Raw genomic sequence first — 17,975 nt, 5'->3', positions numbered from 1 at the left:
TGATTAGGATCGACCGGATGGTGGACTGACAGAAGAAAAGTGCTCCTGACCAGGGATAATGGTGTTTGCGAAGACAACCAGAACCCGTTGGAAAAGGAGCACTCTCACAGTGAAGCCTACCCGCAGCTATCCTCGCTTGCACGTCGATACCGCGCTCAGCAATGCTGTCGGGCAAGCCGGCGGTATGCTGCTGACTGAAACCGTGCACACCAGCGGGCTTGGCCACTACCTGAAGCAGGCTCTGGCAGCGTGGAAGAAACCCTTCGCCATCCACGACCCCGCCAAGATCCTCACCGACATCGCCATCACCCTCGCACTCGGCGGCGACGCCCTCTCCGATAGCTCCGTCCTCCGCGACGAACCCGACCTCTACGGCCCAGTGGCATCGAACCCGACGATCACCCGCCTCATCCGCACCCTCGCCGCCGACGCCGATCGAGTACTGGCTGCTCTCAACACTGCTCGGGCGGCGGCGCGTGCCCGGGTGTGGGAACTCTCCGGGGCTCAGGCACCAAACCACGAGACAGATGCTTCGACTCCGCTGATCGTCGATATCGATGCCACCTTGGTCACCGCTCACAGTGAGAAGGAAGACGCGAAACCCACCTATAAGAAGGGATTCGGGTTCCATCTCCTGCTGGCGTTCATCGACCACGGAAGACCAGGCTGTGGCGAACCCGTTGCTGGGCTGCTGCGTCCCGGTAATGCGGGTTCGAATACCGCCGCCGACCACATCACACTGGTCAAAGAAGTTCTTGCTGGCCTGCCCGGCGGCAAACCTCGTCCGGGGAAATCGGTCCTCATCCGCACTGATACTGCTGGCGGCACCCACGCTTTCCTGAACTTCCTCACCAAGAGGCGTCTGTCGTATTCGATCGGATTCATGCTGCCGACGACGATGCCCGACCTCTACCGCCAGCTGACGAAACTGAAAGCGTGGGAGCCGGCCTACGACACCGACGGTTGTCCCCGTAAAGGGGCCGATGTTGCCGAACTCACCAGTGTCCTTGACCTCGATGATTGGCCGGACGGGATGCGAATCATCGTCCGCCGTGAACGTCCCCACCCGGGTGCCCAACTGCGATTTGACGATGTCGACGGATACCGACTGACCGCGTTCGCGACGAACACGACCGGTGGCCAGCTGGCTGATCTGGAAGTCCGTCACCGCTGCCGGGCCAGATGCGAGGACCGGATCCGGATCGCCAAAGACACCGGGCTGCAAAACTTCCCACTCAAGGGCTTCGACCAGAATCGGATCTGGTTGGCCATCGTCGCTCTCGCCGGTGATTTGCAAGCCTGGAGCGGACTGTTGGCCTTCGCCGATGAACAGATTCGCAGGTGGGAGCCGAAGAGACTGCGCATGCACATCTACACCGTGCCGGCCACGATCGCGAGGACCGCTCGCCGGGCCGTGGTGCATATGAAGAAAACTGCCCGGTTCGCTCAAGACATCGTCGCCGGCCTGAACCGACTGCGTACCTTGCCGGGACCCGAGCCGGGATAATCGTCCTGGTGTCAGTGTCCGTTCGAGTAGAGGAAACCACTGGGGGTTGGGTCCCCGCCGAACCGTGGCGAGACACGGTGGTCGCGTCATACCCGAATGGCACAACCGGAACCGAATGCGCTCCATAGCGCGAGAATCATGGGCGCGAGCCACACCATGAAAAATCGAGGCTAGTGGAGAGAACTCATGAAAGACCAGACCACAGATTCTTGATCGCCGAAGACGGTGAGAGAGCTGACAACCATACTCCTTAGCCGACGTAGGCAGAATACTGGCTAGGTCCAAGGAGACCGGGAACCTGAACTACGAGGGCGTTCTCCCAGTCGCAGGATCCGGCCCCGTCGAGTGGCGGGTACACGACCGCGCTGTGTGACTGAAGCAGCGTCCCGGCGCGAAGTTGGTACCTCGAACCGGGACGCCTTGCAGGGTTATTTCACCTGCGCGGGAGATTCCACCTCGGTTGAGGCTGCTGCGGCTTCTGATGCTGATTCATGAAACCGCGTTCGGCCTGCAGATGACCCTTGTCATGGCTCTTCGCCTTCGGATCGGCACCCGGGATGGACGCCTGCAGCTTCTCGGTCGCCTGTTCGGCGCCGATGATGGGCAGCTCCCCGGTGATCAACGGCTTCTCCGGGACCGCCTCGGTGATGGGGTTCTGATTGGGTTTTCTGTTCTTTCGCATGGTCTTTCCCTTCTTCGGATCCGTTCGGCGCTGTGCGGACTTCGCAGTCTTCTGCGAGGCCGTGGTCTCTGTGCGGCCGGAATCGGCGGTCAGCTCGGTGAACAGTCCGGTCCACTGGTCGGGGGTGAGGTCCTTGGGCAAGGTGTCTCCTCTGATGTCGTTGCGGTCCATGGTCGATTGCAGCGTGCGGTGATCGGTGATGCTCATCGTTGAGAGGATTCCTTTCATTCCTCGCCCGCGGCCGGTGAAGACCGACCGGACGAACTGTTGATAATCGGATCGAACACCGGCTGGGATCGATCCGGTGGGACAGCGATCGATGGTGAAGATGCCGCCATCGACGCTGGGTTTCGGGGTGAATGCATCCGCGGGGACGCGTGATACGAGGCGGAAGTCGAACCATGGTGCCCATTGGGCGGTCATCATGGTCGATCCGCCGACTCCGGCACGTTTGCGGGCCACCTCCCATTGGGTGAGCAGGATGGCCTGCTGCCACTGACTCGAGCGCAGCAGTCTGCGGAGAATGGGGGTGGTGAGGTGGAACGGCAGATTGCCGACGATGACCGGCCGGTCGAGCCGGGTGGTCAGGATGTCGGCGTGCCGGACCTCGGCCCGCGGGAATGAGTCTTCAAGGTGATCAAGCCTCGTTTCGTCGAGTTCGACGAGTGTGAGCTCTCGGCCGAGCCGGTAGAGCTTGGTCGTGACTGCTCCGTCGCCGGGGCCGATCTCCATGATCGGTCCGGAGGTGGAGCGAGCCAGGCTCGCAATCGTGTCGATAGTGGTGCGTGAGCGGAGGAAGTTCTGGCCGAGTTCGTGTCGCCCGCCGTGCTTCGACCGTGAATGTCTCGACTTCGAATGTGTCGAGTGTGTACGTGTCGAACGTGTGCGTGTCGTGTGGGGTCGCAATGGGATGTGCTCCAGAAAGAAGGTGGAGGCACCCGAGGCAGCGCAATGGTGGTGAGTCAGATCGGTCCGCGATGACCTGGTCGATCATTGACGATCAAAACGGTCAGTGGGGACGGAAAAGGATCAGCCGATTGCCGCAGCACCCGGATGCCGATGACGATCCGGGAGGACAACGCGCTTGCAGGAGGAGATCGAGGCGGCCGTCGTCGGTCAGCCGATCACAGAATCTTCGTCGAGCGCGCTGACAGCGCGGCGGTGACGAATGTAGAAGCAAGGCGCAGTCATTGCGCTGCTGTTCAATGTTCCCATGCCGAATAAGATAGCACGGGTCCTCTCGCGCCCACCAGGGTGTGGACGAAAAAATTACCCCGCCGAATTCTCAGTGAAGTCGGCGGGGCGTGTTCAGAACGGGTATCAGCCCATGAGGGTGCGCAGGACGAGCACTCCGATCGAACCGATGGCGGCCGCTGCCGGCAGGGTGATGACCCAGGCCAGGGCGATCGGCTTCATGAGCTTCCAGTTCGCCGACCGGTTGACCAGGCCGACACCGATGATCGCGCCGATGAGGATGTGCGTCGAGGACACGGGCAGTCCACTCACCGAGGCGGCCATGACGATTCCGGCGGCCGCGAGCTCCGCGGCGAATCCGGAGGCAGGGTGGATCTCGGTGAGGTTCGTTCCGACGGTCGCGATGACCTTCCGGCCGATGAACCAAAGACCGACGATGAGGGCGATTCCGCAGGTGAGCATGGCCGCGAACGGAACGGTCGCCTCGGCGTTGATGCTGTCGGTGCGGAGCACATCGAGGACGGCGGCGAAAGGGCCGACGGCGTTCGCGATGTCGTTCGAACCGTGGCTGAAGGCGAACGCGGAGGCGGTGAACACCTGCATCCAGGAGAACAGGATATAGGTCGCGCGGGGCACGGTCTGCTTGCGCAGGGTCTTGGCGAAGACGAACACGGCCAGCCACACGGCCACGCCGATCATCGCCATGACGAGGACTCCGCCGACGGTGGACACGCTCATGTCGAGATTCGTCAGACCCTTGAACAGCAGCATCGCGGTGATGATGACCGCGCCGGCGGCAGCGACGAGCGGAACCCAGCGCTGCAGAGCCGAGTGAGTGCCGATCGCACCCGTACCGGCTCCTGTGACGTCCGACCCGGTGGTCGCCGAGTCGATCTGGGCGTCGACGGAGCCTTCGGCCGGAGCGACGGCGGAGAGCATATGTGGCTTGAGGGTGTGTGACAGCGCATTGCCGAGCACGTACTTCTTGATCAGCCCGTAGATGAAGAACGCGGCGAGTCCGCCGAGCGCGGGCGACAGCACCCAGGAGATCGCGATCTGGCCGACCTCGGACCATTGCACCATGGAGAGCCCGCCGGTGCCGGTGACGAAGCCGATCGTCAGTGAAGCTCCGATGATGCCGCCGATGATCGCATGCGTCGTCGACACCGGCCAGCCCATCCGGGTTGCCACGAGCAGCCACAGTGCGGCGCCGAGGAGGGCGGCCATCATGATGAACGCGAAGTCCATCGGGTTGATCGCGACTCCGCTGAGGTCGACGATTCCGCTCTTGACCGTGTCGGTGACGTCGCCGCCGGCCAGCAGGGCACCGCTGACTTCGAAGACCGCAGCGATGAGCAGTGCCTGCTTCATCGTCAGTGTGCCGGCTCCGACGGAGGTTCCGAAGGCGTTGGCGACATCGTTGCCGCCGATGTTGAACGCCATGAAGGCGCCGAAGATGACGGTGGTGACGAGCACCATGCGCGGTGCGTCGCGACCGACGAAGTCGAAGGACCACAGGGTGAAGGCGATGAGGGTGATCGCGAGCAGGCCGCCGAAGGCCAGATGCCAGAGGCGATCATTGCTGCGGCCGAGGGCAGGCGGCGGAGTGCGGCGCTCCGGGGCCAGAACCTGGGTCATTCGAATCTCCTAGCGAAGGTCTGGATGCAGGCTGTGTCTGCTCCCATGATTCGCAGGCCGAATGACCGCCAGGTTACGGGAAAGGTGAACGGAAGGTGAACACCGAATCGGACGCGCGCGAAATGAACATGCACATTCGGTGCAATTCGCCTGAGGTTCACGCGAAATTCCAGGTCAGATGCTATGCGAGCGGGTTCGCGCGGGAGGTGGTGAGGTCGGTTGGGGCAGGAGGAAAGACCGGCTGTGACAACGGCCACGAAACCCCGAGACGGGGCCGCGGCAGCGGAAGCGGGCCCACAGACGTGACCGGGCCCGGACATGCGCGGGCCCGATCGCAGAAGTCAGAAGAGAGGGGAGAGGCTCGCCGAGGCGGCCGGACTCAGTCGATGATCTCGCCGCGGATGACGTCCCCGCCGCCGTCGTCGGGACGGTTGCGGTGCGGATCGGCCTGCATCTGCCGGGCAGTGCTGCGCAGGCGCCGACCGAGAGCGATGAGGGCGATGCCGACGAGGATGATGAACGCGGCGAGAGTGAAGATCAGCGCGGTCACCCCGGCGCTCGGGGCGAAGAGGAAGAACGCGCCGAGGATGATGCCGAGGATGCCGATGGTCGTGAGCACCCACCAGGACCCGACACCGATGCGTCGGATGAAGAAGGACACGGTGAGAGCGAGGATGCTGAAGAAGACGATCGCGAAGCCGGTGAGCACCGTGACCATCGAGGCGAACAGCATCGGGGTGAGGAAGATGAGCACGCCGAGGAGGATGAGCAGAACCGCACGCGTGACCAGGCTGCCGGTGCGTCCTCCTCGCGGGGCGAACACGAGGGAGGAGACGGCGATGACGGCGAGCCAGCAGGCGAAGATCCGCACGACCACCTCGGCGGAGGCACCGGGCCAAGCCATCATCAGCACACCCATCACGAGGGCGATGACGCCGTTGACGATGACTGTTCTTCCTGTGCGCTTGAGGTCCATGGCCTCAGCCTAATCCTCGGATTTGGACGGATGCTGAAGAGGACGGTCTCGATCAGGCGTGCCCGAGATGCTTCTCCGCCTCCGCGGTGTCCGAGGTCGTGCGCTCCTGCTCGGGCATGAGGCCGGTGAGTTTGAGCGATTCGGACATCGCTTGGACGATGGCGTCGAGGTCGGTGGTCGGTGCGGTGTTCGCCGCGGCCGCGTCCGGGGCGGACGTCGCCTCCGCCTCGGCGGAGTTGGGATCGGGCTTCGCCCCCTCCTCGGTGGTCGGAGGCGAGGTCGGAGTGTTGCCTTCGAGGAACCGGAGCAGTTCGACGGGGAAGGGCAGGACGAGGGTCGAATTCCGTTCGGCGGCGACTTCGACGATGGTCTGCAGCAGGCGCAGCTGGAGGGCGGATGGGGTGTGGGCCATCGCCTCGGAGGCCTGGGCGAGCTTGTTCGACGCCTGCAGCTCACCATCGGCGATGATGACGCGCGAGCGGCGTTCGCGTTCGGCTTCGGCCTGGCGCGACATCGACCGCTTCATCGTCTCCGGCAGGGCCACGTCCTTGATCTCGACGCGGTCGATGTGGATGCCCCAGTCGACGGCGGGATTGTCGATCATGATCGCCAGGCCCTGGTTGAGGCGTTCGCGGTTGGTGAGCAGATCGTCGAGTTCGCTCTGGCCGATGATCGACCGCAGCGAGGTCTGCGCGACCTGCCCGACGGCGAGCTGATAGTCCTCGACATCGACGACGGCCTTGCGCGGATCGACAACCTTGAAATAGATGACGGCGTCGACGCGGACGGTGACGTTGTCGCGGGTGATGCCCTCCTGAGCGGGAATCGGCATCGTGACGATCTGGAGATTGACCTTCTGCAGGTTGTCGACGAACGGGATGATCGCCGTCAGCCCGGGAGGTTTGGGCTCGGCATTCACTCTGCCGAGGCGGAAGACCACCCCGCGCTCATACTGTTTGACGATCCTCAGGCTGTTTCCCAGCGTGATGGCTCCGAGTGCGACAAGTGCGGCAAGGATTCCGAGCGCCAACATGTCGAATCGCCTCCTTTGACGACTGACGGTCCCCTCATTTTAGCACTCGTTTGCCTCTGATGGCAGGGTCGGTTATAATCACGAAACTTTTGCCGAGCGCGGGGTTTCGTGGGAGGGGCGTCGACGGCTCACCCTGAGAGGGGGTGGGGCGCTCAGCCCTCCTGCGACTCTCGGGCCAGCAGTCGTTTGCCGGCCGGGTAGGCCGCCAGTGAGGTGGGCAGGTTCACCCGGCGCCCGGAAGCGAAGGTGGCGAGCACGCGTCCGGTGCCCGGCTGTTCCTCGCCGATTCCCGCGGGTTCGAGGCCGATGCGGCGCAGTGTCTGTTTGGCCACCGGCATCGGGGAGTCGAAGACGGTGAGGGCGCCCGCGCGGGCGGCCATGATGCGGTCAGCGACGAGTCCGTAATGGGTACAGCCGAGCACCACGGTCTCCATTCCCGGCCCCATTTGGGTGAAGGCATCCTCGATGGCGGTGTCGATCTTCTCCAGGTCGGCGGCGTTGATCGCCTCGGCCAATCCCGGGCAGGCGACCTTAGCCACGTGCAGGTCGGCGGCGAAGGAGTCTATGAGGTTCTGTTGGTAGTCGCTGCCGGTGGTCGCCGGGGTCGCCCAGATCGCGAAGTCCTGTCCCGTGCCGGCGGCCATCTTCACCGCGGGGACGGTGCCGATGACGGGAATGCGCGGTTCATAGCGGGCGCGCACGGCCTCGAGTGCCTGCACCGAGGCGGTGTTGCAGGCGATGACGATGGCATCGGGTTCCCATTCGGCGAGCACCCCGGCCGAATGCAGGGCCCGCTGTTCGAGGGTCTCCGTGCTCAGGCTGCCGTAGGGAGAGAAGTCCGGATCCATGGCCAGGACGAGGTCCGCGTCGGGAGCGAGGTGGAAGAGTGCATCGGCGGTGCCGAGGAGTCCGAGTCCGGAATCGAGCAGACCGATGCGCGTCATGAAGCGTCCTTCGGGTAGGCGAACTCCCGGATCTCTTTGAGGTGGGCCTTCGTCAGGCCGTGGGCGAAGTGCGGGGCGATGAGTTTGAGTCGGTTCGTCGAATACCGGCTGAGGAAGTATTCGCGCGTGACCGGCCAGGCCAGGTCGTCGTCGATCCAGATCGCGCGGCCGTGTTCGTGCGTGGACAGCCAGTCCTCCATGGCGCGGGCCTTCCACCACTGCTGCGGATCGTGAGCGAAACGGTTATGGGTCTCATCGGGCATTTCGATGACGTCGAAGGAGTTGCGCAGACCGAATTTCGGTTCGAGTTCGGACTTGCACCGCTTTGACCAGGTCGAGAGCCAGACGACGTCGACGTCATGGGTTTCGACGATGCGATCGAAGAATTCGACGACGGCCGTTCGGTAGTGGAGCTCGTAGTTCCACGCCCGCAGCTTCTTCCGGCCTTCGGTCATGATGCGCAGTTTGGGCACCGGATAGGAGTTGAGGACGCCGTCGACGTCGAGGAAGACGGTGACATGGCGTGCTCGCCGGCGAGCCGAGACCGGCGACGGGGATGCGGCAGCCATCATTCCTTCCTGTTCGCTTCGCCGTCCGGCCGGACGCGAGACGAGCGCGCTATTCTGGGGGCAGACCGCTTCCGCCCGCACCAGATTTCGTCTCCGAGTTTACCGCCGACCGCCGAGGAGAGCCGAGTCCGTGTACCGACAGACCCACATCCCCCGCTTGCAGGCGAGCCTGTGGGTCTCGATCGGGCAGACGCCGGGGGAGTCGCTCATCGTCCCCGACGGATGCATGGACCTCATCCGCATCGGACCGACGATCATCATCGCCGGCGCCGATTCGACCGCTCGCGGCTTCGCCGGCACCCCAGAACCCGTGATCGGACTCCGCTTCGGTCCGGGTGTGCTTCCCCAACTGCTGGCCACCTCGGCGGCGGAGCTGGCCGATCGCGTCACCCCGCTCGAGGCAGTCGTCGCCCCGGGCATCGTCGCCGCCGCCCAAGCACGCGCGGCTGGGATCGACGAGCCGGGTTCGCCACGACGGCGGGCGGGGGAGGCCGCAGCTGAGCCGATGAGTGCGCACGCCCGTGAGCTGCTCGCGATCGCGACGGTCCTGACAGACCGCACCGTCTTCGACCGGCGCCCCATGGATATGGCCGGCCTCCTCGGTGCCGGGATGGCCTCACCGGCAAGGACCGTCGCCGAGGTGGCCGCGGACTTCGCGTACTCGCCCCGACAGCTGCGCAGGCTCTCAGCGGAGTGGTTCGGGTACGGGCCGAAGCATCTGACGAAGGTCCTGCGCTGGCAGGCGGCTCGCGCATTCCTCACTGCCGGCCACACCCGCACCGCGGCTGCGGCGCGCGCCGGCTACGCGGATGCGGCGCACCTGTGGCGCGATGAGCGCTCCCTGCTCGGGCGGTGACGGGGCCGGCGCGCCTACCCGAGACTCGCGAAGAGGTCGACCTTGTTGCCGTCGGGGTCGGAGACCACGGCATAGCGCTGTCCCCAGAAGGCGTCCCAGGGTTCGTGGACGACCCCGGCCACGGCGGGCCCCGCCGCTTCGCCGGTGAGTTCGGCGAAGGTCGCGTCGACAGCCTCGGGCGTGGAGCAGTCGAAGGCCAGGGACATCTTGTGGCCGCCGGTCGGCCACGTCCAGTCGGGGTCGATGCTGTGCATGACCGCCTCGGTGTCGAGGAGGATGCGGAGGCTGCCCGAGGAGAATTCGGTGTGTGGCGCCTCCGGACCGCCGTCGGTGAGCTCGAGTCCGAGCGCGGAGTAGAAGGTGACAGCTGTGGGCATATCGGCAGTGATGATTGAGATCGCGTCGAGTTTCATGCCTTCAGGCTATGCGGGAGCGCGGCTGGTGAGCATGAACAGATCGGCCATGTTCGCACCATCACGGTCCGTGTGGGCTCGAAGCGCCCGGGCAGTCTCGGTGAACCTCGGGCGAGCGGAGCAGTCGCCGCTGCGGCGAGGCTCAGTCCTGCAGGTACTCCCCGAACACGGCGCGCAGATCGGACGTCAGCGGGGTCGGTTCGGAGGTGTCCCGGTCGATGTGGACGAGCACGCAGTCATGGTCGAAGACCTGACGTCCATCCTGGTCTCCCCGGGTGTTGACGGTGAACGAGGAGTTTCCGAGCTTCTTCACCGTCACGGTCATCGTCAGCTTCGGTCCGTACATGACGGGCACGAGGTAATCGATGGACTGGTGGGCCACGAGCAGACCCCCGCCGGTGATGTGACCGGCCCGGATCCCATGCATCCACCGCACACGGCACTCTTCGACGATGGTGATCAGCCGTGCGTTATTCACGTGCCCGAGCATGTCCTGATCCGACCAGCGGACCTCGGGCGAGTATTCGAATGTCTTCACGCATGCCTCCATGTCCGCTGCGGCAGCCGTGAGCGCAGCGGTGCTCGAACTGAACGATCGTTCCACAGTTAATCAGGAGAGAGTTCCGAATGGGAAATCCCGCCTGGCCCGTGACGGCCCACATGGAGGAAGCGAGCCTCAGCCTCGGCGGTTGCGGATCTCCTCGTTGACGGCGCCGACGACCTCATGGAGATCGCCGATGATCGCGTAGTCCGCGCGCTGGACCATGGTCGCCTCTTCGTCGGTGTTGATCGCAATGAGGGTCTTCGCGCCCTCGATCCCGGCCATGTGCTGGATGGCCCCGGAGATCCCGCAGGCGATGTAGACATCGGGTGAGATCCGGCTGCCGGTCTGCCCGACCTGCTCGGCGTGCGGCCGCCAGCCGAGCCCCGTGACCACCCGTGAGACGCCCAGAGCTCCGTCGAGGTGGTCGACGAGTTCGAGGACCTCGACGAAACCGTTCTCCGAACCGACCCCGCGTCCGGCACCGACCACGGCCCGTGCCTGAGTCAGTCCGGAGGTGTCGTCGGCGGCCTCGGCCTCGGTCCGTGTCGCTCGGGTGCGCAGGTCCTCCTCGGTGACCTCGAGCTCGTAGTCGTAGATCTGCGGTGTCGTCGGCGCGGTCTCCTCGGGAGAGCAGGCGTGACCGGCGACCGTGAGGACCTGCAGGTCGCCGTCGAGCCGGAGCCGTTCGAACGCCGTCCCGCCGTAGACCTGCCGCAGCAGCCCCTCCTCGTCGACGGCGATGACATTCGCCGCCATCCGCTCACCGGTGCGCACCGCGACGTGGGCCATGAGCTCCATTCCTCGAGGTGTTCCCGAAGCCAGCAGTGTGCCGGACTCAGGGGCGATGTCGACGATGGCCTGCGCCCAGGCCGCCGCCGAGTACTCCTCGAGATCGGGATGCTGGAGGTGGTGGATGACGCTCACCCCCAGCCGCCCCAGCTCGTCGACGGCGGCGTCGCTGAGCGGCCCCACCACCACCCCTTCAGGACTACCCGACGGCGTCCCAGATACCTCGCGCGAGGTTGCTGCGCCGCCGTCGGGTAGCAAGGAGGTGAGGGTGGCGGCGTGGATGCGGGCGAAGGTGACCGCCTCGGCGGAAGTCAGCTGCACCGCACCGGTCTCATCTGTTTCGACGAATACGAGAGTCATCACCGAAGCACCCCGATCTCTTCCAGAACATCGACCAAGGCGGGTGCCGCATCGGGGCCCTCGCCGAGGATGGTCACCGCACTCGTCTTCTCCGGCGGCAGCTCGAGCCTCATCCGTGGATTGCCCGCTCCGGGATCGGGTGCGTCGTATTCGGCGATGGGCGCCTTCTTCGCCTTCATCCGCCCGGTGATCGAGGGGTAGCGGGGGTCGACTCCGCCCTCCTGGACGGCGATGACGGCGGGCAGGTCGACGGAGAAGAGCTCGGCACCGGCCGGCCCGATCCCGCGGGCCTCGATCCCGCCCGAGGCGGCCGAGCCATCCGTGGGGCTCAGTGTCTGGATGCTCGTGAGCACCGGGTATTCGAGTTCGTAGGCGAGCCGGATCGGCACTTGGAAGTCGCCGGTGTCGGCAGCATCATTGCCCAGCAGCACGAGATCGAACTCCTGGCCCTGTTCGGCACGATCGCGGACGACATCGGCGATGACCTGGGCGATGTCCTCGGGTCCGAAGGCATCGGGATCGGCCGTTTCGATGAGGATCCCGTCGTTCGCACCCACGGCTGCCGCCGCACGCAGCTGTTCGACCGCCTCGGCAGGGCCCAGGGTGAGCACGGTGACCTTGCCACCGGTGGCCGCGGCGGTCTGGATGGCGAGCTCGACGGCGCATTCCTCATGGGAGGACATGGTGTGGCCGAGACCGGATTCGTCGATGCCGGTCTCCGCACCGTCAAGGGTGACCTGCCCGGCGATATCGGGGATGCGTTTGATGCACACGAGGATGTTCATGGCTATCTCCTGATGCACTCGTTGTCGGGGTCGAACAGCGGCGTCGAATCGACCGCTGCCACGGTCACCGGGTAGAACTCCTCCATGTAGACGACCTGGAGACGGTTGCCCAGCACCGCCTCGGCGGGTGGGAGGAACGCCACGAGGACGTGCTTTCCGAGGCTCGGAGCCGAACCCGCCGAAGTGACATAGGCCCGGCGGCCGTGACCGTCGACCAGCGGCTGGCCGTCCGCGGAGACGATGGGTTCGCCTCCGAGCATGTAGCGCTTCTCACCGCTTGAACTCGTGTGATCGTCGACGGTGAGTGAGCAGAGCACGGTTTGCGGGTCCTCCTCGCGGTGGCGCAGGTGGGCGGCCCTGCCGATGAAGTCCTGGGACTTGACCTTCGGCCTGCTCATACCGACTTCGACGACGGTGCGTTCGGAGTCGAGTTCGGCGCCGAAAGCCCGGTAGCCCTTCTCGATTCGGCCGGTCGTACTGTAGACGCCGAGACCGACGGGCACGAGCCCGTGCTGCCCACCGACTTCCATGAGCGCGTCCCAGAGCTTCAGCCCCGACTCCATCGGCACATAGAGCTCCCAGCCGAGGTCGCCGACATAGGAGATGCGGGAGGCGAGCACCTCGAGCGAACCGACCTCGATGGTTCGTGCGGTACCGAACCTGAAGCCCTCATGAGAGACATCGGCAGTGGTGAGCGCGCCGAGGATGTCGCGAGAACGTGGCCCCCACAGTCCGATCGTCGTCCACGAACTCGTGAGATCGGCGATCTGCGCGCCGGTCTCGGGCAGCCGGTCGGAGAACCACTTCACATCGACCATGCCGTGGGCGGCACCGGTGACGACGCGGAATCGGTCGTGGGCCAGGCGCATGATGGTCAGGTCCGAACGGAAGCCGCCGCCCTCATCGAGGATGGGGGTGTAGACGACGCGACCGACGGATACGTCCATCTGCGCCAAGGCGATGTGCTGGACCGCATCGAGAGCGGCGGGTCCGAAGACGTCGAAGATGACGAAGCTCGAGAGATCGACGAGGCCCGCGCGTTCACGCATGGCCAGGTGTTCGGCGTTGATGATCGGTGACCACCAGCGGGCGTCCCATTCGGCCGTGCGCTCCATGACGGCGTCACCGAACTCGTCGAGCAGCGGCGCATTCGATTCGAACCACTGCGGTCGCTCCCACCCGCCGGCTTCGAAGAAGACCGCTCCGAGGTCCTTCTCCCGCTGCCACATGGGCGAGCGGCGGATATTGCGGTCGGAGGCCCACTGTTCACCGGGGTGGACGATGCCGTAGGTCTTGTTGAACGCTTCCGAGGTCCGTGCCCGCACGTGTGCGCGGGTGCGCTGGTGGGAATGGAAGCGGGCGATGTCGGCGGCTTGGACGTCGATCTCCGGCAACCCGGTCGTCATCCATTCGGCGACGGCCCGACCGACGCCCGGTCCTTCCTTGACCCACACGGCGGCCGCCGACCACAGGCCCTTGACCTGGGGAGATTCGCCGAGGATCGCGGGACCGTCGGGAGTCAGAGAGAGCAGTCCGTTGATGGCATAGCGGATCTCGACCTCAGGGTTCGACAGCACCTCGGGCATGAGTTCGAGTGCCTGCTCGAGCTGCGGGTCGAAGTCCTCGTCGGTGAAGGGCATCTCGGTGGGAGAGAGCTTCGCGGCCTCGATCGAGGGGATCTCATCGGGCTCGTGGAGGATCGCGCGGTGGGCGTAGGAGCCGATCTCCATGTCCGAGCCGTGCTGACGTTCGTAGCAGAAGGTGTCCATGTCGCGCACGATCGGGAAGGTGATCTCGCCGGAGGTCTCGGCCAGCTGCGGCACCGGACCGACACTGATCATCTGGTGCACTGCGGGCGTGAGGGGGATAGCGGCGCCGGCCATGGCCGCGATGCGCGGACTCCACACACCGCAGGCGACGAGGACGCGGTTCGTCTCGATGGCGCCCTTCGACGTGTGCACGCGGACGATCTGACCGTCCTCGACATCGATATCGGTCACCTCGGTGTTGGGTGAGACAGTCAGGGCGCCCTTGGCCTGTGCGGATTCGCGCATCATCGTCCCGGCACGCACGGAGTCGACGACTCCGACCGTCGGCGTCCAGAAGGCGCCGACGATGACATCGGGGTCGAGGAACGGCACCTTCTGAGCGACCTCGGCGGGGCTGACCAGCTCGGATTCGATTCCCCACGCTCGCGCCGAGGCCATGCGCCGTCGCAGTTCCTGCATGCGCTCTTCGGTGCGGGCGACCTCGAAGCCGCCGGACTCGGTGAAGACGCCGAGGTCCTTGTACTGGCGCATGCTGTCGAGGGTGAGGTCGGTGATCTCACGAGAATGGTCGACGGGAAAGATGAAGTTCGAGGCATGCCCGGTCGATCCGCCGGGATTCGGCAAGGGACCCTTGTCGACCTGGACGATGTCGGTCCAGCCGAGTTCGGCGAGATGATGGACGAGACTGTTGCCGACGATGCCGGCTCCGACAACGACGACGCTAGCTTGGGCGGGGACGGAAGCCATGGGCTGGCTCCTCTCTGAAGGCTACTCTGCCTTCACCTGCGATGTTGCGAACTGTGCAACTTGATGCGCTATGTGGAACTTCGTACCCTGATCGTCCCCCTGCCGAGACGAGCCTGTCAAGGGGTCGCGTTGACTCATAGAAAACCTCCGCGTAACCAGCATCGTTGCCTCATTTGAAAACCTCCGGCACGGACGAGTCGTTGACTCAATGAAAAACCTCCGCCACCGGAGTGGCTCCACACCATCGGCGTCGATGACGAGTACGCCTGATTTTCATGGAGTTGACAATGAAGCAACGACAAGCCGTGACGAAGAAGAAGGCCCTCGCCTACAAACACGCCGACCGTGCCGGCAAGTCCCGGATCCTCGACGAACTCGTCGACCTCACCAGTTGGCATCGTGACTACGCCCGCGCAGCGTTGAGGAACGCGCTGACCCCGACAGTCGTCAAACCCAAACCCGGCCGGAAACCGGTCTATGGCCCCGACCTGATGCCAGCACTGATCACGTGCTGGGCCGTGCTGCGAGCACCAGCAGGACGTCTCCTGGCCGCGATGCTACCGACTCTGGTGCCGATGCTGCGTCGCGACAAAGAACTCGACATCACCGACGACCAAGCAGACCTGTTGATGAAAATGAGCGCGGCGACCATCGATCGCAAGCTCGCCGGCGAGCGGAAGAAGATGCTGCCCAAGGGCCGGTCCCACACCAAACCCGGATCCCTGTTGAAGTCACAGATCCCGATCCGCACGTGGGCCGAGTGGGACGACGCAGTACCCGGATTCGTCGAAATCGACCTCGTCGGCCACGAGGGCGGAAACGCCGCCGGCGAGTACTGCTTCACCCTGACCGTCACCGACATCAGCACGGGCTGGACCGTGAACAGGTCGGTGAAGAACAAGGCCGCGAAATTGGTGTTCGAAGCCCTCGAGCACGTCATCAGCGTCTTCCCCTTCCCGATCATCGGCATCGATTCCGACAACGGGTCAGAGTTCATCAACGAACACCTGTTGGTCTACTGCACCGAACACGAGATCACGTTCACCCGGTCGAGGGCGGGCAACAAGAACGACGGTGCCCACGTCGAGCAGAAGAACTGGACCCGAGTCCGCGAACTCGTCGGCTACCTCCGCTATGACACCCCCGCCGAACTCGAGCTGCTCAACCAGATCTGGGAACTCGATCGGGTGTTCACGAACTATCTGCTACCACAACAGAAGCTCATCTCCAAGACTCGCCACGGAGCTAAAGTCTCGAAAAAACACGATCGACCGAAGACACCCCACCAGCGAGCGATCGCGCAAGAGAACATGCGCAAACGCCCGATCATCACGATGAATGCGGCGTTCAAACGGGTCAAGCCAGCGGCCCTGGAGCGACAGATTCTCGACCTCACTGGTCGGCTCGAGGCACTATCGGTGGCGAAGAGCCCGGCCCGGACCAAGCCTGTGCCCCACCGGTTCTGGGAGCACGGGTAAGCCTCCGGAGATTCTCCCATGAGGCAACGACCCTGCCGTGCCGGAGGTTTTCATCTGAGGCAACGATGTTTCTTTCCCGGAGGTATTGCAATGAGGCTTCAGGGGGGGGGTCCTCCGGCGGAAAGCGCGGTGCGTTTGGAGCGATTATGTGCCTCGAAATTTGCTTAAGAAAGGCGCTCGACGAGATCTGAGTGTTTAGTTTGCTCGCAGTCCTTGCGATAGTTTCGTATAGTGGCTCATCGTAATTGAGAGTGTAGAACCGGTCTGAAGCCACCGGACTCGAGCAGACACCTCGCGATGTAATGCGTGAGGTTGCGGAATCCCAGCGCGGACCCGCGTAGATGCTCGAGTCTGCCGTTGATCGCTTCAGTGGGACCGTTCGACGTTCCCGGTCGGGTGAAGAATGCGAGCACATCAGCAGCTCGACGCTTCAACGTTCGTCCTAACCGTTTGAGCTCGACAAGTTCGGGTGGCAGATTCGTTGTCAGGGCGTCGATGACCGTTTGCAAGAGTCTCTTGCCCTCTTTGCGGTCCGCGGTTCGGTAAGCGCTGACAATGTCTTGGTAGACGGCCCAGGTGACTTCGACTTCGGTGAAGTTCGGGTCAGCGAAGAGGTTCGCGATTCTTTCCTGCTGCTTGGTCGTGAGTAAGCTGCTGCCCGTGTGAAGAGTTCTTCTTGCCCGGTACAACGGGTCCTTTGCTCGTCCGCGATGGCCGGTTGTCTCCTGCTGAACTCGGCGACGTACCTCGTCGAGGGCATCACCGGCGAGTTTGACGACGTGGAAGGGGTCCATGACTTCGACAGCGTCGGGCAGCTCCTCAGCTGAGGCTGTTTTGAAGCCGGAGAATCCGTCCATCGCGACGACGTCGATGCCCTCACGCCATTCTTTCGGTCGGTCTTTCAACCATTGTTTGAACACCTGCTTCGAACGGCCAGCCACCATGTCGAGCAGACGTGCCGAGCCTGTTCCCTCGCTGATCGGGGTGAGGTCGATGATGACGGTGACGTACTTGTCACCACGCCGGGTGTGCCGCCATACATGCTCGTCGACACCAATGACGCTGACCCCGTCGAAACGGGTCGGGTCGTTGATCAACAACCGCTGACCTTCGGCGAGGACGGCGGAGTTCGCGGTGTGCCAGGACACGGCGAGTTTCGCAGCGATGACGGACACGGTGTCGTGATCGATCACGAGAGCACGCAACGCCCAGTCGAGGCCGGTTCGCGAGATCTTCGCTCGTGGTGGCGCCGCAGCTGTGGTGTCTTGACGCCAGACGCGGCCACACTCGACGCACTTGTAACGGCGGAGGCGAATGTGAAGCGTGGTTGGTCGGTGGCCGAAAGGTTCGTGGGCCAGCTGGCGGACGACGGTATCGCGAACGATCCCGTGACCACCACATCGTCGGCACCAGTCATCAGCAGTGTTTGGACGGCATTCCAGAATGGCTTTGTGCCCGGTGATGTGTTGGCCGGTGCAGGTCAGATCGAGGTCATTGAGTCTGCAGAAGGTCGTGAGGTCAGGCGTCGAGAAAGTAGGCTTGGCCACGTCGAGGTCTTTCGGATGGACGGTGTGAGAACTTCCATCATCGGAAGACCTCGACGCCTATCTGAGCAGCGACTCGCCGTGTCTGAAAATCCCTGACCCACACTCTCGATTACGAAGAGCCCGTATAGTCGCGTTGATAGAACC

Annotated in this window: 14 protein-coding genes and 1 pseudogene; 3 read left to right on the top strand and 12 right to left on the bottom strand. The window is 64.2% G+C overall.

Translation table 11 applies throughout. From position 1 onward, the window contains the following. The first annotated feature begins 58 nt into the window (after positions 1 to 58). Positions 59 to 1,507: an IS1380 family transposase gene (locus tag ACQE2J_RS17985; RefSeq protein WP_426936787.1), complete on the top strand. Its 1,449-nt coding sequence runs from the start codon at positions 59 to 61 to the stop codon at positions 1,505 to 1,507. A gap of 754 nt (positions 1,508 to 2,261) precedes the next feature. Here the strand turns inward: ACQE2J_RS17985 and erm are convergent. The 6 genes and pseudogenes from erm to ACQE2J_RS17955 form a co-directional block, all read right to left on the bottom strand. Continuing rightward, positions 2,262 to 3,095: pseudogene (erm, locus tag ACQE2J_RS17980) on the bottom strand (23S ribosomal RNA methyltransferase Erm); the annotation flags it as partial. A 414-nt stretch (positions 3,096 to 3,509) separates the two neighbouring features. Further along, a complete protein-coding gene (locus tag ACQE2J_RS17975) occupies positions 3,510 to 5,021 on the bottom strand; it encodes an inorganic phosphate transporter (protein WP_426936786.1) in 1,512 nt (503 codons plus the stop codon). A gap of 379 nt (positions 5,022 to 5,400) precedes the next feature. Then, on the bottom strand, positions 5,401 to 5,997 hold the full coding sequence (locus ACQE2J_RS17970) for an HdeD family acid-resistance protein (RefSeq protein ID WP_135540646.1): 597 nt from the start codon (positions 5,995 to 5,997) through the stop codon (positions 5,401 to 5,403). A 52-nt stretch (positions 5,998 to 6,049) separates the two neighbouring features. After that, complete coding sequence (locus ACQE2J_RS17965; RefSeq protein WP_135540647.1) at positions 6,050 to 7,030, bottom strand: slipin family protein; 981 nt, start codon at positions 7,028 to 7,030, stop codon at positions 6,050 to 6,052. 152 nt (positions 7,031 to 7,182) lie between these two features. After that, entirely contained in the window at positions 7,183 to 7,974 is a 792-nt protein-coding gene (locus tag ACQE2J_RS17960; protein WP_135540649.1) for a glutamate racemase, read from the bottom strand. Continuing rightward, on the bottom strand, positions 7,971 to 8,546 hold the full coding sequence (locus ACQE2J_RS17955; protein WP_426936785.1) for an HAD domain-containing protein: 576 nt from the start codon (positions 8,544 to 8,546) through the stop codon (positions 7,971 to 7,973). Before ACQE2J_RS17955 ends, ACQE2J_RS17960 begins: the two co-directional genes overlap by 4 nt. Positions 8,547 to 8,673: 127 nt before the next feature. Here ACQE2J_RS17955 and ACQE2J_RS17950 point away from each other — a divergent pair, with 127 nt between their 5' ends. Further along, positions 8,674 to 9,399 carry a helix-turn-helix domain-containing protein gene (locus tag ACQE2J_RS17950; protein WP_135540651.1) on the top strand — a complete coding sequence of 242 codons (726 nt, stop codon included), beginning with the start codon at positions 8,674 to 8,676 and terminating at the stop codon, positions 9,397 to 9,399. A 14-nt stretch (positions 9,400 to 9,413) separates the two neighbouring features. On the opposite strand, the gene ACQE2J_RS17945 is transcribed toward ACQE2J_RS17950, so the two are convergent. From ACQE2J_RS17945 to ACQE2J_RS17925, 5 genes are all read right to left on the bottom strand, one after another. Next, positions 9,414 to 9,812, bottom strand: coding sequence for a VOC family protein (locus ACQE2J_RS17945; protein WP_135540653.1), 399 nt, complete (start codon positions 9,810 to 9,812; stop codon positions 9,414 to 9,416). Between the two features lie 142 nt (positions 9,813 to 9,954). Further along, positions 9,955 to 10,350, bottom strand: coding sequence for an acyl-CoA thioesterase (locus tag ACQE2J_RS17940; protein ID WP_135540655.1), 396 nt, complete (start codon positions 10,348 to 10,350; stop codon positions 9,955 to 9,957). 138 nt (positions 10,351 to 10,488) lie between these two features. After that, a complete protein-coding gene (locus ACQE2J_RS17935; RefSeq protein ID WP_240689923.1) occupies positions 10,489 to 11,505 on the bottom strand; it encodes an electron transfer flavoprotein subunit alpha/FixB family protein in 1,017 nt (338 codons plus the stop codon). After that, entirely contained in the window at positions 11,505 to 12,290 is a 786-nt protein-coding gene (locus ACQE2J_RS17930; RefSeq protein ID WP_135540658.1) for an electron transfer flavoprotein subunit beta/FixA family protein, read from the bottom strand. The genes ACQE2J_RS17935 and ACQE2J_RS17930 overlap by 1 nt, the downstream gene beginning before the upstream one ends. 2 nt (positions 12,291 to 12,292) lie before the next feature. After that, a complete protein-coding gene (locus ACQE2J_RS17925; RefSeq protein WP_426936784.1) occupies positions 12,293 to 14,806 on the bottom strand; it encodes a GcvT family protein in 2,514 nt (837 codons plus the stop codon). Between the two features lie 287 nt (positions 14,807 to 15,093). On the opposite strand from ACQE2J_RS17925, the gene ACQE2J_RS17920 reads away from it, so the two are divergent. Then, entirely contained in the window at positions 15,094 to 16,284 is a 1,191-nt protein-coding gene (locus tag ACQE2J_RS17920; protein ID WP_135540662.1) for an integrase catalytic domain-containing protein, read from the top strand. A 236-nt stretch (positions 16,285 to 16,520) separates the two neighbouring features. Here the strand turns inward: ACQE2J_RS17920 and ACQE2J_RS17915 are convergent, their stop codons facing one another. After that, on the bottom strand, positions 16,521 to 17,831 hold the full coding sequence (locus tag ACQE2J_RS17915) for an ISL3 family transposase (RefSeq protein ID WP_426936723.1): 1,311 nt from the start codon (positions 17,829 to 17,831) through the stop codon (positions 16,521 to 16,523). Positions 17,832 to 17,975 lie beyond the last annotated feature (144 nt).

The organism is Brevibacterium sp. LE-L (assembly GCF_050214925.1).
Lineage (GTDB): Bacteria > Actinomycetota > Actinomycetes > Actinomycetales > Brevibacteriaceae > Brevibacterium.
The sequence above is the reverse complement of the archived record's forward strand: the minus strand, read 5'-3'. Positions and strand labels throughout refer to the sequence as shown.

Excerpts from the sequence above, each read along its gene's own strand:
- ACQE2J_RS17965 (WP_135540647.1), bottom strand. The coding sequence starts at position 7,030 with ATGTTGGCGCTCGGAATCCTTGCCGCACTTGTCGCACTCGGAGCCATC.
- ACQE2J_RS17960 (WP_135540649.1), bottom strand. The coding sequence starts at position 7,974 with ATGACGCGCATCGGTCTGCTCGATTCCGGACTCGGACTCCTCGGCACC.
- ACQE2J_RS17975 (WP_426936786.1), bottom strand. The coding sequence starts at position 5,021 with ATGACCCAGGTTCTGGCCCCGGAGCGCCGCACTCCGCCGCCTGCCCTC.
- ACQE2J_RS17970 (WP_135540646.1), bottom strand. The coding sequence starts at position 5,997 with ATGGACCTCAAGCGCACAGGAAGAACAGTCATCGTCAACGGCGTCATC.
- ACQE2J_RS17930 (WP_135540658.1), bottom strand. The coding sequence starts at position 12,290 with ATGAACATCCTCGTGTGCATCAAACGCATCCCCGATATCGCCGGGCAG.
- ACQE2J_RS17985 (WP_426936787.1), top strand. The coding sequence starts at position 59 with ATGGTGTTTGCGAAGACAACCAGAACCCGTTGGAAAAGGAGCACTCTC.
- ACQE2J_RS17925 (WP_426936784.1), bottom strand. The coding sequence starts at position 14,806 with ATGGCTTCCGTCCCCGCCCAAGCTAGCGTCGTCGTTGTCGGAGCCGGC.
- ACQE2J_RS17945 (WP_135540653.1), bottom strand. The coding sequence starts at position 9,812 with ATGAAACTCGACGCGATCTCAATCATCACTGCCGATATGCCCACAGCT.
- ACQE2J_RS17920 (WP_135540662.1), top strand. The coding sequence starts at position 15,094 with ATGAAGCAACGACAAGCCGTGACGAAGAAGAAGGCCCTCGCCTACAAA.
- ACQE2J_RS17955 (WP_426936785.1), bottom strand. The coding sequence starts at position 8,546 with ATGATGGCTGCCGCATCCCCGTCGCCGGTCTCGGCTCGCCGGCGAGCA.
- ACQE2J_RS17935 (WP_240689923.1), bottom strand. The coding sequence starts at position 11,505 with ATGACTCTCGTATTCGTCGAAACAGATGAGACCGGTGCGGTGCAGCTG.